Source organism: Pseudonocardia kujensis, assembly GCF_021283305.1.
GTDB classification, from domain to species: Bacteria; Actinomycetota; Actinomycetes; order Mycobacteriales; family Pseudonocardiaceae; genus Pseudonocardia; species Pseudonocardia kujensis.
Genome location: NZ_JAJSOK010000072.1, coordinates 1 through 15,127 on the forward strand (window position 1 = coordinate 1; position 15,127 = coordinate 15,127).

Here is a 15,127-nt window from a genome sequence, read left to right on the forward strand (position 1 = left end):
GGGGAGCAACGCCGAGGTCCGGGTCGCGGTCGCCACCCCCTGACCCGCGAGCCGGCACTTTTCGTCCACCGGGTGTGCGATCCCGGGAGCTCCCGGATCGCCCACCCGGTCGCCCGAAACCGCCGACTCGCGGGCAGGAGGGGTGGCTAGGGTGACCGCCGTGGGGAGTGCTGCCGCGCGGTGGAGTGAGCTGCAGTCGGGCCGGGGTGTCCCGGCGGAGATCCTGGCGCAGGCGCCGGTGAGCCCGTGGGGGCACAACCCCGCCGACTTCACCGCGCCCGACGTCCCGGCGGACACGCCCTCCCGCGCGGCCGGGCTGGCCCTGCTCGGCGCGTCGGGCACGGTGACCGACGTCGGGTGCGGCGGTGGCGACGCGGCGTTCGCCCTGGTCGGGCCGATGACGTACGCCACCGGCGTCGACAGCCAGCAGGACATGCTCGACCTGTTCGAGGCGGGCGCCGCCGTGCGCGGCGTGCCCGTCCGGACCGTCCTCGGCCCCTGGCCGGACGTGGCGGGGGAGGTCGGCACCGCGGACGTCGTGGTGTCGCACCACGTGCTGCACAACGTCGTCGACCTGCCGCGCTTCCTCGACGCGCTGACCGCGGCGGCCGGGCGCGGCGTCGTGGTCGAGATGCTGTCCGAGCACCCGATGGCCTGGCTCGACCCGCTCTGGGCGCGCTTCCACGGCCTGCGGCGGCCCGAGCCCGCGACCGTCGACGACGCCGTCGCCGTGCTGCGGGAGCTGGGCGTCGAACCGGAGGTCACGCGCTGGGAGCGGGAGCGGAGCGCCCCGCACGCCCCGGAGTGGGTCACCCGGCGACTTTGCCTGCCGCCGGAGCGGGAGCCCGAGGTCGCCGCGGCGCTTGGGACGGTCCCGCCGCGCACGCGCACCGCGGCCACGCTGGTGTGGCGCCCCTGATCACGTGATCAGGAACCAGGCGAACACCCGCGCCGCTCAGGCCCGGTGACGGGACGATGTGCCAGAGCCCGAACAGCGCCGACGCGACCAGCGTGCGCCGCCACCAGCCGCCGCCGACGAGCCCGGGCGGCACCCCCGCGGAAGGCGATCTCCTCCAGCAGGACGGTGCCGAACGGGAAGCGGACCGGCGCCGCGTGGAGGAGCGCACCGACGGTGCCCGCCGCGCGGGTGTCCTCGAAGGCGGTCCGGGTGGCCGGCAGCGCGATCCCGACGAGGGAGACCACGGCGACGAGCGCGACGGTGAGCGCGCCGAGGGCCAGGCCGCGCCCGAGGTGCCGGCGGCCGAGGCCGAGGTCGTCCCACCCGAGGCCGTACGCCCGGCGAGGAGGAGCAGCAGCGCCACCCCGACGACCTTCCACGGCACCGCCCAGGCCGGCCACACCACACCGACCAGCACGTTCGTGGCCACGAGCAGGACCACCGCCGGGACCAGGCCCCACCACCGGGGGAGGACACGCCGCGGACGCCGTGGCGCGATCGTCGCGGCGGGCGGCGGCATGCCACCATCCTGCGCGAGGGCCGGGCGCGGTACACCGCGCCTCGTCGCCCCACGGTGCCGGCACCCGCCTGACGGCCGGTTGACCTGCGCGGATAGGGTGATTCGCGCACGAGCCGGGGGTGGGGATGAGTCTGGAGGTCCTGCTCGGCGTCGTCGCCGCGGTCCTGCTGATCGGCGTGCTCGCCGTGCGTGTGTCCGTCCGGCTCGGCCTGCCCTCACTGCTGCTCTACCTCGGCATCGGCATCCTGCTGGGCGAGGCCGTGCTGGGCGTGCAGTTCTCCAACGCCGCGCTCACCGAGAACCTCGGCCTCGCCGCGCTCGTGCTCATCCTCGTCGAGGGCGGGCTGACCACCCGTTGGCAGGCGGTGCGGCCGTCGCTCGGGATCGGCGTCGGGCTCTCGACGATCGCCGTCGTCGTGAGCATCGTCGTGGCCGGCACGGCGCTGCACTACGCGCTCGGGCTGGACTGGCGGGTCGCGTTCCTGTGGGGCGCGGTCCTGTCCTCGACCGACGCGGCCGCGGTGTTCAGCGTGTTGCGCGGGGTCGGGGTCTCGCCGCGGCTGGCCGGTGCCCTGGAGCTCGAGTCCGGCATGAACGACGCCCCCGTGGTCCTGGCCGTCCTGCTCCTCGCCTCGGACGACCCGCTGACCTGGATGACCCCGCTGCTCGTCGTCTACGAGCTGCTCGCGGGCGCGCTGATCGGGCTCGCGCTCGGGTTCGGCGGCGGCTGGGCGCTGCGCCGGGCGGCCCTGCCGGCGACCGGCCTGTACCCGCTCGCGGCGCTGGCCGTGTGCGTGCTCGCGTTCTCCGCCGGGCAGCTCGCCCATGCGTCCGGGCTGCTCGCCACATACGTCTGCGCGCTCGTGCTGGGCAACTCGCGGCTGCCGCACCGCGGGGGCGTGCTGTCCTTCGCCGAGGGCACCGGCTGGCTGGCCCAGATCGGGCTGTTCGTGCTGCTCGGCCTCTACGTCAGCCCCGCCCGCCTCGTCGACGCCGTGGTCCCGGCCCTGATCGCCGCCGGCGTCCTGCTCGTGCTCGCCCGGCCCATCTCGGTGGTCGCGGCCGCGCTGCCGTTCAGGGTGCCGTGGCGGGAGCAGGCGTTCCTGTCCTGGTCGGGGCTGCGCGGCGCGGTGCCGATCGTGCTCGCGCTGATCTCCCTGGTCGAGGGCGCGCCCGGCGCGGCGAACCTGGTCGACGTCGTGTTCGTGCTCGTCGTGATCCTCACCCTGCTGCAGGGCACGACCTTGCCCTGGGTGGCGCGGCTGCTGCGGGTCGCCCAGCCCGTCGAGGCCAAGGACGTCGAGGTCGACGCCGCCCCGCTCGACGAGCTGCACGCCGACCTGCTGCAGGTGCGGATCCCGGCGGGCTCGCGGCTGCGCGGGGTGTACCTGCGCGAGCTCCGGCTGCCCGTGGGGGCCACGGTCAGCCTCGTCGTGCGCGGCGAGCAGGCCTTCACGCCCCACGGGCAGACGCGGCTGCGCGAGCACGACCAGCTGCTCGTGGTGGCCACCGCCGAAGTCCGCGAGCGCACCGAGGAGCGGCTGCGGGCCGTCGACCGGGGCGGCGCGCTGGTGCGCTGGCGGGACACCGATCCCGGCCCCCGTCCGGACGGCCCCGGAAGGCCCGCATAATCGAAGGTGTGACCGACGAGCTGGCCGAGCGCACCGACACCGCCCCCCTCCCGCCACGCCGGGTCTGGGTGCTCGCGCTCGTGGCGCCGGTCGTCCTGCTGCTGGACATCCTGACCAAGGTCCTCGCGGTCGCGACGCTGGAGGACCGGCCGCCGGTGCGGCTGCTCGGCGGGCTGGTCAACCTGGTCCTGGTCCGCAACCCGGGCGCCGCCTTCTCCATGGCCACCGGCTACACCTGGGTGCTGTCGATCATCGCGCTCGGCGTGGTCGTGGTGATCATCCGGATCTCGCGGAAGCTGCGGTCGGTGGGCTGGGCGATCGCGCTCGGGCTCGTGCTCGGCGGTGCGCTGGGGAACCTGGTGGACCGGATCTTCCGCGCGCCGGGGCCGCTGCAGGGCCACGTCGTCGACATCATCTCGGTGGTGCGGACGGACGGCTCGTTCTTCCCGGTGTTCAACCTGGCCGACTCGAGCATCGTCTGCGGCGGGATCGCGCTGGTCCTGCTCGCGCTGACCGGCCGGGAGCTCGACGGCAGCCGGGCGGGCGCGGCGGAGCGGGAGCCGGCCGGTGAGTGACCTCCGCCAGCTCCCGGTGCCCGACGGCCTCGACGGGATGCGGGTCGACGCCGGCCTGTCCCGGCTCCTGGGCCTGTCCCGGACCGTCGTCGCGACCCTCGCCGAGGACGGGATGATCGCGCTCGACGGCCGCGCCGCCGGCAAGTCGGACCGGCTCACCGCCGGCAGCTGGCTCGAGGTCGAGCTGCCCGAGCCCGCGGCCCCGGCGGTCATCACCGCGCCGCCGGAGCTGGTCGGCGGCATGACGGTGCTCCACGAGGACGACGACATCGTGGTCGTCGACAAGCCGGTCGGCGTCGCGGCGCACCCCAGCCCGGGGTGGACCGGCCCGACCGTCGTCGGCGGGCTGGCCGCGCTCGGCGTGCGGGTGTCGACCTCCGGCGCCGCGGAGCGGCAGGGCGTGGTGCACCGGCTCGACGTCGGCACCACCGGCGTGATGGTCGTCGCCAAGTCCGAGCACGCGTACTCCGTGCTGAAGCGCGCGTTCAAGGAGCGCACGGTCGAGAAGCGCTACCACGCCGTCGTGCAGGGCCACCCGGACCCGACCAGCGGAACCATCGACGCGCCCCTCGACCGGCACCCCAAGCACGACTACAAGTTCGCGGTGGTGGCGGGCGGGAAGCCGAGCGTCACGCACTACGACACGATCGAGGCCTTCCGGGCGGCGTCGCTGCTCGACGTGCACCTCGAGACCGGGCGCACGCACCAGATCCGGGTGCACTTCTCCGCGCTGCGGCACCCGTGCGTCGGTGACCTGACCTACGGCGCCGACCCCACGCTGGCCAAGCGGCTGGGGCTGCAGCGGCAGTGGCTGCACGCCCGCTCACTGGGCTTCGAGCACCCGGCCGACGGCCGGTGGGTGGAGTTCACCAGCGAGTACCCGGCCGATCTCGCCCGGGCGCTCGAGCGGCTGCGTGACTGAGCCCGACGACCCCGACTCCTCCGACGGGGGTGGCCTGCTCACCCGGCGGGGGCGGCGCTGGCTGATCGTCGTGTGCGTGCTCGCGGTACTGGTCGCCGTGGGGTACGCGACCGCGCAGTCCCGGTCGCTGTCCGCCGGACGCGGGCCCGCCGTCGCGCAGGGGCAGGTGCGGCTCGGGCCCGACTCGGGCGAGGCCGTGGCGGACTACCTCGCCAGGCTGCCCGCGACCCTGCCCGCGCCGGGGGAGCGGGCCCTGGCGCTGGTGCAGCTCGACCGCGAGCTCACCACGGACGACGCGGCCGCGCTGGTCGGGTCGACGACACCGGCCGAGGTGGTGTTCCGGGTGCCGATCCCGCGGGTGCAGACCGCCCTGCGCTTCGAGCCCCTTCCCGCGGGCGCCCCGGTCGCGGCGGCGCTCGACACCGCCCGGCAGCGCGCGGGACACGGTGCCGAGGCCGACGCCTCCCGGCTGACCGACCGCCCCGCCGCGGTCGCACGGGCGGAGGCGGCGGCCTACACGGGACCGTGTGCGTGCGTGGTGGCGCTGGTGGTCCCGGCCGACCGGGCCGGGCTCGAGGCGCTGGCGGGGGCACCGGGCGTGCGGGCGGTGGAGGCCGCCCCGGCGGGGGTCACGGCCCCCGAGCTGGCCCTCTCCCCGCTCTTGCCGGAGCAGACCACCGCCGCTTCCCCCCTCCCCGACGACGGCCCGGTTCCCTGACCGCTCACCCGGCGGGCCCCGGCCGTCGCGGGTGTACGACCCACCCACCCCGTTCCCGGTGACGCCGTTCCCGGCGAGGCCGCCCCCGGGGAGGCTGCCGTCGCCGACGCCGCCCAGGTTCCGCCGCGCGTTCTGGCCGGCACACCGGGGTGAAGCACCGGCGTCCTCTCGGCTCCCGCCGACGAGGAGCGCTCCCGAGCGCCGGAGCCGACGGTGGGGCGGGCAACCCCGGGAAAGGTCGGGGTGACCCCCGGGTCGGCTCGGTGGATCACCGGATTCCGGCGGAGCCGCCGCGCTGCGAGCGTTGATCACGTGAACCAGCGGGGGAGCGAGGCGGGCGCGGCGGCGGTGGTCGCACCCACCACCACGATCGCGACGGCGCAGGCTGCGGCGGTGCCGGCGGCCCACCGCACGGCGGCCGCCACGCCGACGGTGGCCGCACCGAAAGTCACCGCGCCGACGGTGGCCGCGCCGAAAGTGGCCGCGCCGACGGTGGCCGCACCGAAAGTGGCCGCGCCGACGGTGGCCGCACCGGCATCAGGTGCGTGCCCGCCGGTGTCCCGCCCTGCGCGCCGCGCCCTCACCTTCCCCGCGGCGCTGGTGGCGGCGGGGGTGGCGGTGGCGGCGTGGGCGGTGGTGGTCCTGCACGTGGCCGGGGCGCTGCACTCCCCGGCCGTGGACCCGCTGGTGCACACGGTGAGCGACTACGTCCTGCTGCCCGGCGGTCACCTGGTGCTCGCGATCGCGGCGGCCGCGCTGGCCCTCGCGGCGACGGTGCTCGCGGGCGCGGCGGCGCGGGCGGGGGCGTCCCGCGCCCCCGTCGCGCTGCTGGCGAGCTGGGCGGCGGCGATGGTCGTGGCCGGGGTCGTCCCCACCAACGTGCCGGGCACCCCGCCCGACCTCTCCGCGGCCGTGCACCGCTACGCCGGGGCGTGGATCTTCGCCGTCCTGCCGCTCGCGGTCCTGCTCCTGGCCCGCGGGCCCGCGGTCCGCGACGCCGCGCGGGGCCGCGTCGTCGCGCTGGCCCTCCTCACCGCCGCCCTGTCCGGGACGTTCCTCCTCGCCCATCTGCCGATCGTCGTCGCGGGTTCACCCGCATTTCCCCTGCTGGGTGGGGTGGAACGGGTTCTGTACGGGGCGGTGACCGCGCTGCTGATCACGACCGTCCTCGCCCTGCGCCCTTCGGCCACCCCGGAGCCTGGCCGATGACCGCGTCCGCCCTCCTGCTCGCCGTGGCGGGTGCCCTCTGCTTCGCCGGCGCCGCCGTGCTCCAGCACGGGGCGATCGCGCCACGGCGCCGCGTCGACCTGCGCGAGCTCCTCGCCCGGCCGCGCTGGCTGGCCGGCGCCGGACTGGCCGCCGCGGGCGCCGGGCTGCACGCGTTCGGCCTGGTCCTCGCCCCGGTGAGCGTCGTGCAGCCGGTCGGGGTCCTGGCCGTCCCGATCGCGGTCGCGCTCAGCCTGCGGAACCGACGGCCGCCCCTGCGGGTCGTCGCCGGCGCCGCCCTGTGCGTGGCCGGGGTCGCGCTCGTCGTCCGGACCGCCGCCGCGGCCACGCCGGACGCGCCCGCCGATCTCGGCCGCTTCCTCCTGCTCTCCGGGACCACGACCGCCGCCGCGGGGCTCGCCCTCGCCGTCGTCGCGGCCCGGACCGGCGGCAGGGGCCGCTGCGTCGCCTTCGCCGCGGCCGGCGCCGTGGCGTTCGGCCTGGTCTCCGCGCTGCTCCGGGCGGTCTCCGTCCAGCTGGGGACCGCCGAGGTCGGCACGCTGCTCGGCGCGGCCGCCGCCCTGGCCGTCGCGCTGGCCGCCGGCGGCTGGCTCGTGCAGCAGGGCTTCGCGGCCGGTCCGCCCGCGGTCGTGGTGGCCGCGCTGACCGTCGTCGACCCGCTCGTGGCGACGGGGCTCGGGGCCGCCCTGCTCGGCGAGGCCGGCGGGCTCGGCGCCGCCGGCGTCGCCCTCCTGCTCGGCGCCGGCGCGGTCGCGGCCGCGGGCGTCGCCCTGCTCGCCCGGCACCACCCGGACGCGGCCCGGCGGCCCGTCCCGCACGCACCCACCCGCCCTTCCACCCCGAGAGAGGTACCGACGTGAGGATCCTGCTCGGCGCCGACACCTTCGCGCCCGACGTCAACGGCGCGGCCCGGTTCGCCGAACGCCTGGCCACCGGCCTGGCCGGCCGCGGCCACGAGGTGCACGTGGCCGCCCCGTCGCCGGACGGCCCGTCCGCCGTGCACCGCTTCGGCCTCGACGGCCAGGTGGACGGCGACGTGACCGTGCACCGGGTGCGCTCCCACCGGTACCCGCTGCACGAGAACTTCCGCGTGTGCCTCCCGTGGGTCGCGGGCCCGGCGGCGGCGACCGTGCTGGCGGAGGTGGACCCGGACGTCGTGCACGTGCAGGCGCACTTCTCGGTCGGGCGCGGGCTGGCGGCGGCCGCGTCGGCCACCGGGGTCCCGCTCGTCGCGACCAACCACTTCATGCCGGAGAACCTGGTCGCGCACGCCCGGGTCCCCGGTGCCCTGCACCGGCTCGCGGCCCGGCTCGCGTGGCACGACGTCCGGCGGGTCCTCGGCCGTGCCGACGCGCTGACCGCGCCCACGCCCCGCGCCGTCGACCTGCTGACCCGCTCGACCGGGTTGCCGGCCACCGCGATCTCCTGCGGCGTCGACGCGGCCCGCTACGCCGGCGGTCGGGAGGACCCGACCCCGACGGTCCTGTTCGTCGGGCGCCTGGACCAGGAGAAGCGCGTCGACGAGCTGCTGCGCGCCACCGCCCGGCTGACGGCACCGGTCCGTCTCGAGATCGTCGGCGACGGCGCCGAGCGCGGCGCGTGGCAGCGGCTGGCGGCGGAGCTGGGTCTCGGCGACCGCGTGGTGTTCCACGGGTTCGTCGACGAGGAGACCCTGCTCGCGGCGTACCGCCGGTGCGCGGTGTTCTGCATGCCCGGGGTCGCCGAGCTGCAGAGCCTGGTCACCCTGGAGGCGATGGCGGCGGGCAAGCCGGTGGTGGCGGCGGACGCGATGGCGCTGCCGCACCTGGTCCGGCCCGGCCGGACCGGCTGGCTCTTCCCGCCCGGCGACGTCGACGTCCTGGCCTCGGTCCTCGCCGCGCTGCTGGGCGACCCGGCGGCCCGCCGGCGGATGGGTGCGGCGGCCCGCGAGCTGGTCGCCGGGCACGCCCTCGAGGCGACGCTCGACGCGTTCGAGGAGCTCTACGGCCGGGTCGCCGCCCGGTCCGCGGCGCCCGCCCTGGCCGCCTGACCGAAGCCCCCGACGTCCGCGACACGCCCGGGAGAGGGCGACGCGCCGGGTCCCCGACACACCCCGGCGCGGTGAGCTGCGGGTTCGCGGCGGGCCCGGCGGCGGTCACGGAACTGTCGGTGGCCGGGGCTAGTCTGGCCGCACCCCCGGACCCGGGGACCCGACATCCGCCGGCACCGCACGGGCCACCGCCCGGTCGCCGGCCGTGCACCCGGACGCCGTACCCCGAGGGCGGCCGGGCGGCCGCCGTCGGGCCCTCGCGGGTCCGCCGCACCACCCGCGCGCGAGCGCGTGAAGGGAGTCTCGACAACAGATGGCCCCGGCGAGCGGGAACAGCGGAGCGGACCATGACTGACTCCTTCGTCCACCTCCACACGCACACCGAGTTCTCCATGCTCGACGGTGCGGCCCGGCTCGACGACCTCTTCGCCGAAGCCGCGCGGATGGAGATGCCCGCGCTGGCCATGACGGACCACGGGAACGTCTACGGGGCGTACGAGTTCTGGAAGAAGGCCAACGCGGCCGGGGTCAAGCCGATCATCGGCATGGAGGGCTACCTCGCCCCGGGCTCGCGGCACGAGCGCAAGCGCGCCACCCTCGGCGGGCAGACGGTCAGCGACGACAACCCGGGTGAGATGTACACCCACATGACGCTGCTGGCCGAGAACACCGAGGGGATGCACAACCTCTTCCGGCTCTCCAGCCTGGCCAGCCTCGAGGGCTACTACTACAAGCCCCGCATGGACCGGGAGCTGCTGGAGACCTACGGCAAGGGGATCATCGCCACCACCGGCTGCCCGTCCGGCGAGGTGGCCCGCCTGCTGCAGCAGGACCGCTTCGACGACGCGTGCCAGGCCGCGTCGGACTACCGGGACATCTTCGGCAGGGACAACTTCTTCTGCGAGTTGATGGACCACGGGATCGAGATCGAGAAGCGGGTCCAGGAGGACCTCTTCGCGCTGAAGAAGAAGCTCGACCTCCCCGGTGTCGCCACCAACGACCTGCACTACACGTACCCGGACGACACGAAGCCGCACGAGGTGCTGCTCTGCGTGCAGACGGGCAAGACCCTCGCCGACCCCAACCGCTTCAAGTTCGACGCGCAGGACTTCTACCTGAAGTCGGCCGCCGAGATGCGCGCGATGTGGGACCCGATCCACCCCGAGGCCTGCGACAACACGCTGGCCATCGCCGAACGGGTCGACGTGTCGTTCGGCCACCAGGACCTCATGCCGCGCGCGCCCGTCCCCGAGGGGGAGACGGAGGAGTCGTGGCTGATCAAGGAGGTCGAGCGGGGGCTGCACAAGCGCTTCCCGGGCGGCGTCACCGAGCAGTACCGCCGGCAGGCCGAGTACGAGCTCGGCGTGATCATCCAGATGGGCTTCCCCGGGTACTTCCTGGTCACCGCGGACCTCATCCAGCACGCCAAGTCCGTCGGCATCCGGTGCGGCCCCGGCCGTGGCTCCGCGGCGGGCTCGCTCATCGCGTACGCCCTCGAGATCACCGACCTGGACCCGATCCGGCACAAGCTGATCTTCGAGCGCTTCCTCAACCCCGAGCGCATCTCCATGCCCGACATCGACATGGACTTCGACGAGCGCCGGCGCGGCGAGATGATCCGCTACACCACGGAGAAGTACGGCGAGGACCGGATCGCCCAGATCATCACGTACTCCACGATCAAGGCGAAGGCCGCGATCAAGGACTCCGCGCGCGTGCTGTTCGGCCAGCCCGGCTACTCCGTGGCGGACCGGATCTCGAAGGCCATGCCGCCGGCCGTCATGGGCAAGGACATCCCGCTGTCCGGGATCTTCGACCCCGGCCACAAGCGCTACGCCGAGGCCACCGAGGTCCGCGCGCTGTACGAGGCGGACCCGCAGGTCCGCGAGATCATCGACACCGCCCGGGGCCTGGAGGGGCTGAAGCGGCAGTGGGGCGTGCACGCCGCCGGCGTGATCATGTCCAGCAAGCCGCTGATCGACGTCATCCCGATCCAGCGCCGCGAGGCGGACGGGGCGATCATCACGCAGTTCGACATGGGCGTCTGCGAGACGCTCGGGCTGCTGAAGATGGACTTCCTCGGCCTGCGCAACCTCACCATCATCGACGACGCGCTGGAGAACATCGAGCTCAACGGCAAGCCGAAGCTCGAGATCGAGTCCGTCGAGCTGGACGACCAGAAGACCTACGACCTGCTCGCCCGCGGCGACACGCTCGGCGTCTTCCAGCTGGACGGCGGACCGATGCGCGACCTGCTCCGGCGCATGGCCCCCACGGAGTTCGACGACATCTCCGCCGTCGGCGCGCTCTACCGGCCCGGGCCGATGGGCGCCAACGCGCACAACGACTACGCCGACCGCAAGAACGGGCGGCAAGAGGTCACGCCCATCCACCCGGAGCTGGCGGAGCCGCTCAAGGACATCCTCGGCGAGACCTACGGCCTGATCGTCTACCAGGAACAGGTCATGGCGATCGCCCAGAAGCTCGCGGGCTACTCGCTCGGCAAGGCGGACCTGCTCCGCCGCGCGATGGGCAAGAAGAAGAAGGAGATCCTGGACAAGGAGTACGCCGGGTTCGCCCAGGGCATGAAGGACCACGGGTACTCCGAGGCCGCGGTCAAGACGCTCTGGGACATCCTGCTGCCCTTCTCCGACTACGCCTTCAACCGCGCGCACTCCGCCGCGTACGGCGTCGTCTCCTACTGGACCGCCTACCTCAAGGCGAACTACCCGGCCGAGTACATGGCCGCGGTGCTCACCTCGGTCCGGGACGACAAGGACAAGGCCGCCGTCTACCTCGGCGAGTGCCGCCGGCTGGGCATCAAGGTCCTCCCGCCGGACGTCAACGAGTCGGTGCGCAACTTCGCCCCGGTCGGCGACGACATCCGGTTCGGCCTGGGCGCGATCCGCAACGTCGGCTTCAACGTCGTCGACGCGATCGTCGCCGCGCGCAAGGAGAAGGGCGACTTCACCGACTTCTCCGACTTCCTGCGCAAGGTCGACGCGGTGGTCTGCAACAAGAAGGTCATCGAGTCCCTGATCAAGGCCGGCGCCTTCGACTCGCTGGGCCACTCGCGCAAGGGCCTGCTGCTCGTCCACGCGGACGCGATCGACGCGATCATGAGCAGCAAGAAGGCCGCGTCGATGGGCCAGTTCGACCTGTTCGGCTCGCTCGACGGTTCCGGCGGCGACGAGTCGGACATCGGCGGGATCTTCGACGTGAAGGTGCCCGAGGAGGAGTGGGACACCAAGCACAAGCTCGCCGTGGAGCGGGAGATGCTGGGCCTCTACGTCTCCGGCCACCCGCTCGACGGTGTGGAGCAGGCCCTCTCGGCCAAGGCGGACACCCCGATCCCGGCGATCCTCGAGGGCACGGTCGGCGAGGGCGCGCAGGTCACCGTCGGCGGCATCCTCACCAACGTCAACCGCCGGGTGAACAAGAACGGCGAGCCCTGGGCGTCGGCCCAGATCGAGGACCTCGCCGGTGGCATCGAGGTGCTGTTCTTCCCGCGGGCCTACCAGGTGGTGGGCGTCGACGTGGCGGAGGACGCGATCGTGCTGGTCAAGGCCCGGGTCAACAAGCGGGACGACCGGGTCTCCCTGATCGCCAACGACCTCGCCGTCCCCGAGCTGCAGGCCGCGGGCGAGGCGGGGCTGCCGGTCAAGGTCAGCCTGCGCACCGAGCTGTGCACCCCGGAACGGGTGGCCCAGCTCAAGGAGGTGCTCACCCACCACCCGGGCACCTCCGAGGTGCACCTGTCGCTGGTCTACGGCACGAAGGTCACGCACTGGAAGCTGGCCGACACCCTCAAGGTCACCAACACACCGGCGCTGATGGGCGACCTCAAGGCGCTCCTGGGCCCCGGCTGCCTCGGCTGACCCCGGCGGGCCGACCCGGGCACACGCGACCGGTGCTCCCGCTCGAACGGAGCGGGAGCACCGTCGCGTAGGTGGGTCAGGCCGCCCGGCTCACGAGCGTGCGCCAGTGCGCCTGGGCCTGGCGCTGCCATCGCCTGTGCAGCGTGTCGAAGAGGGCGGCGGCGCGGGTCCCGGCCCACCCCTCGGGCAGCAGCTCGGCGGGGAGCTTGGGGTCGAGGAAGGGGAAGCGGCGCCAGGCGTGTACCAGCAGCACCTGGTGGGTGAGCACGTCGGCGGGGCCGCCGGGGGCCGCGTCGGCGAACTCGGCGAGGAAGTCCTCGTACTCCCGCTCGACGGCCGCGAGGTCCCAGGCCTGCGCCACCACGTCGGCCTGCTCGCCGATCCGGCCGAACGGGCCGACGAACGAGCTGGTCACGGTCTCGAGGTCGAGGTCGGCGACCACGTCCGCCACCTCGGCCTCCTTGCCGGGGTCGGGGGAGACCCACACGCCGGGTGCGGGGGAGCCCAGGCCCGCCCAGGCCAGCCGGGTGCGCAGCCGGTGCCGCAGCTGACGGCGGGCCTCGGGGACGCTGACGAGCAGGACCAGCCAGCGCCCGTCCCAGGCGGGGGCGGGGTTGCCGAAGGAGTAGATGCGCTCGGCGCCCGCGGAGAGGAGCCCCCGCCCGGCGTCGGTGAGCGTCCAGCGCACCCGGCGCCCGGCCCGGTCGGAGCTGACCAGGCCCTCGGCCGCGGTGCGGGCGAGCGCCTGCCGCGCCGACTTGCTCTCCACCCCGAGCCCACCCAGGACGTCGATCAGCACCTGGGTCCACACCGGCTCGTCGCGCGGCAGCACGAACTCGCCGAGCAGGGTCAGCAGCAGGGAGCGCGCGCTGGTCTGGCCGAGGCCGCGGCGGCGGGACAGGACCGGGTGGGAGCCCTCGAGATCCGCGACGTCGGCGCCCCCCGGACCGACGTCCGTGCTGGCTTCGGCGGACATGGTCGGGCCAGGATAGTGCCCCTCCTCGATCGCCCCGCGCACGACGGGCCGGGACGTAGGGTCCCCGCGTGACCACCGCCGATCCCCGCGCCACCCGCGCCGCCCGGCCCGACGGCACCGCCCGGCCCGACGGCACCGCCCGGCCCGACGGCACCGCCCGGCCCGACGGCACCGCCCGGCCCGACGGCACCGCCCGGCCCGACAGCACCGCCCGAAGCGGCTCCGCCGACCTGCTGGCCGCCGACCGGGCCCACGTCTGGCACCCGTACGCCCCGATGCCCGCGGCCGTGGACCCGGTCCCGATCGTCGGCGCCCACGGGGTGCGACTGACCACGGTCGACGGCCGGGAGCTGGTCGACGGCATGTCGTCGTGGTGGGCGGCGATCCACGGCTACCGGCACCCGGTGCTCGACGCGGCGGTCACCGACCAGCTGGGCCGGATGAGCCACGTGATGTTCGGCGGCCTGACCCACGGCCCGGCGGTGGACCTGGCCCGGTTGCTGGTCGAGATCACCCCGGGGCCGTTGCAGCACGTCTTCCTGGCCGACTCCGGCTCCGTCTCGGTCGAGGTCGCGATCAAGATGGCGCTGCAGTACCAGCGCTCGCGCGGCCGCCCGGGCAAGCACCGGCTGCTGACCTGGCGCGGTGGCTACCACGGCGACACCTTCGGCGCGATGAGCGTCTGCGACCCCGACGGGGGCATGCACGGGCTGTGGCGCGACGTGCTGCCACAGCAGGTGTTCGTGGGCGCGCCACCCCGGGAGTTCTCCCACGACTACGTCGCCGAGCTGGCCGAGGCGATCGAGCGGCACGCGGACGAGCTCGCCGCGGTGATCGTGGAACCGGTGGTGCAGGGCGCGGGCGGGATGCGCTTCCACGATCCGCGCTACCTGCACGTGCTGCGCGAGCTGTGCCTCGCCCACGACGTGCTGCTGGTGTTCGACGAGATCGCGACCGGCTTCGGCCGCACGGGCGAGCTGTTCGCGGCCGACCACGCCGGCGTCTCGCCCGACGTCCTGTGCGTCGGCAAGGCGCTGACCGGCGGCTACGTGACGATGGCGGCCGCCCTGTGCAGCACCGAGGTCGCCCGCGGGATCACCGAGGGCGAGGCCGGGGTCCTCATGCACGGGCCCACGTTCATGGGCAACCCGCTGGCCTCGGCGGTGGCGCTGGCGTCGACCCGGCTGCTGCTCGACCAGGACTGGCGCGGCCGGGTCCGCGGCATCGAGGGGGCGCTCACCCGCGGCCTCGCGCCGCTGCGCCGGGCTCCGGGCGTGACCGACGTGCGGGTCCTGGGCGCGATCGGCGTCGTCCAGCTCGACCACGGGGTGGACATGGCCGCCGCGACCGCCGCCGCGCTGGAGGCGGGCGTGTGGCTGCGGCCCTTCCGGGACCTCGTCTACACGATGCCGCCGTTCGTCTGCGACGACGCGGACCTCACCCGGATCACGGACGGGGTCGCCGCCGTCGTGGACGCCGCGTAACACCGCGTTCACACCGCCACCACCCGATCGGGGCGTCTGTGGCGCCGACCGTCGTGATCCACACGATCGGGCCACGCGGTCGCCGGGAGGGCAGGTGCGACGCAGCGCGCTGCGCGGGGGTCTCACCCGAAAGAACCCTTCGGCGGTGCGGGCGATGGCGTCGGTCACGACCTGCCGGGCACGCGGGGTGATCGATTCAGTGGAATCGG

13 protein-coding genes are annotated in these 15,127 nt (G+C 74.9%); 10 read left to right on the forward strand and 3 right to left on the reverse strand.

Translation table 11 applies throughout. From position 1 onward, the window contains the following. Positions 1-160: 160 nt before the first annotated feature. On the forward strand, positions 161-919 hold the full coding sequence (locus LWC35_RS32380) for a class I SAM-dependent methyltransferase (RefSeq protein ID WP_232874233.1): 759 nt from the start codon (positions 161-163) through the stop codon (positions 917-919). Between the two features lie 8 nt (positions 920-927). Here LWC35_RS32380 and LWC35_RS32385 read toward each other — a convergent pair whose 3' ends face one another. Then, positions 928-1,338 carry a hypothetical protein gene (locus LWC35_RS32385; RefSeq protein ID WP_232874235.1) on the reverse strand — a complete coding sequence of 137 codons (411 nt, stop codon included), beginning with the start codon at positions 1,336-1,338 and terminating at the stop codon, positions 928-930. A 265-nt stretch (positions 1,339-1,603) separates the two neighbouring features. Between LWC35_RS32385 and LWC35_RS32390 the strand changes: the two genes are divergently transcribed. The 4 genes from LWC35_RS32390 to LWC35_RS32405 are packed head-to-tail and all read left to right on the forward strand — an operon-like array spanning position 1,604 to position 5,324. Then, positions 1,604-3,109 carry a potassium/proton antiporter gene (locus LWC35_RS32390; RefSeq protein WP_232874237.1) on the forward strand — a complete coding sequence of 502 codons (1,506 nt, stop codon included), beginning with the start codon at positions 1,604-1,606 and terminating at the stop codon, positions 3,107-3,109. 8 nt (positions 3,110-3,117) lie between these two features. Beyond that, on the forward strand, positions 3,118-3,684 hold the full coding sequence (gene lspA, locus LWC35_RS32395; RefSeq protein ID WP_232874239.1) for a signal peptidase II: 567 nt from the start codon (positions 3,118-3,120) through the stop codon (positions 3,682-3,684). Positions 3,685-3,721: 37 nt separating this feature from the next. Beyond that, entirely contained in the window at positions 3,722-4,606 is an 885-nt protein-coding gene (locus tag LWC35_RS32400) for an RluA family pseudouridine synthase (protein ID WP_232874303.1), read from the forward strand. Then, entirely contained in the window at positions 4,599-5,324 is a 726-nt protein-coding gene (locus tag LWC35_RS32405) for a hypothetical protein (RefSeq protein WP_232874241.1), read from the forward strand. The genes LWC35_RS32400 and LWC35_RS32405 overlap by 8 nt, the downstream gene beginning before the upstream one ends. 308 nt (positions 5,325-5,632) lie before the next feature. On the opposite strand, the gene LWC35_RS32410 is transcribed toward LWC35_RS32405, so the two are convergent. Beyond that, the gene (locus LWC35_RS32410; RefSeq protein ID WP_232874243.1) at positions 5,633-5,776 is read right to left on the reverse strand and encodes a hypothetical protein; all 144 of its coding nucleotides are present in this window, start codon (positions 5,774-5,776) and stop codon (positions 5,633-5,635) included. 103 nt (positions 5,777-5,879) lie between these two features. On the opposite strand from LWC35_RS32410, the gene LWC35_RS32415 reads away from it, so the two are divergent. The 4 genes from LWC35_RS32415 to dnaE all read left to right on the forward strand — a co-directional run bounded on the left by LWC35_RS32415 (position 5,880) and on the right by dnaE (position 12,458). Continuing rightward, positions 5,880-6,533: a DUF998 domain-containing protein gene (locus LWC35_RS32415; RefSeq protein WP_232874245.1), complete on the forward strand. Its 654-nt coding sequence runs from the start codon at positions 5,880-5,882 to the stop codon at positions 6,531-6,533. Next, on the forward strand, positions 6,530-7,411 hold the full coding sequence (locus tag LWC35_RS32420) for a hypothetical protein (RefSeq protein WP_232874247.1): 882 nt from the start codon (positions 6,530-6,532) through the stop codon (positions 7,409-7,411). The genes LWC35_RS32415 and LWC35_RS32420 overlap by 4 nt, the downstream gene beginning before the upstream one ends. Beyond that, positions 7,408-8,580, forward strand: coding sequence for a glycosyltransferase (locus LWC35_RS32425; protein ID WP_232874249.1), 1,173 nt, complete (start codon positions 7,408-7,410; stop codon positions 8,578-8,580). Before LWC35_RS32420 ends, LWC35_RS32425 begins: the two co-directional genes overlap by 4 nt. A gap of 347 nt (positions 8,581-8,927) precedes the next feature. Continuing rightward, positions 8,928-12,458 carry a DNA polymerase III subunit alpha gene (dnaE, locus tag LWC35_RS32430; protein WP_232874251.1) on the forward strand — a complete coding sequence of 1,177 codons (3,531 nt, stop codon included), beginning with the start codon at positions 8,928-8,930 and terminating at the stop codon, positions 12,456-12,458. Between the two features lie 76 nt (positions 12,459-12,534). On the opposite strand, the gene LWC35_RS32435 is transcribed toward dnaE, so the two are convergent. Next, positions 12,535-13,434, reverse strand: a complete 900-nt coding sequence (locus LWC35_RS32435) for a PaaX family transcriptional regulator (RefSeq protein ID WP_232874253.1) — start codon at positions 13,432-13,434, stop codon at positions 12,535-12,537. Between the two features lie 275 nt (positions 13,435-13,709). Here LWC35_RS32435 and LWC35_RS32440 point away from each other — a divergent pair, with 275 nt between their 5' ends. Next, the gene (locus tag LWC35_RS32440; protein ID WP_232874305.1) at positions 13,710-14,918 is read left to right on the forward strand and encodes an adenosylmethionine--8-amino-7-oxononanoate transaminase; all 1,209 of its coding nucleotides are present in this window, start codon (positions 13,710-13,712) and stop codon (positions 14,916-14,918) included. Positions 14,919-15,127 lie beyond the last annotated feature (209 nt).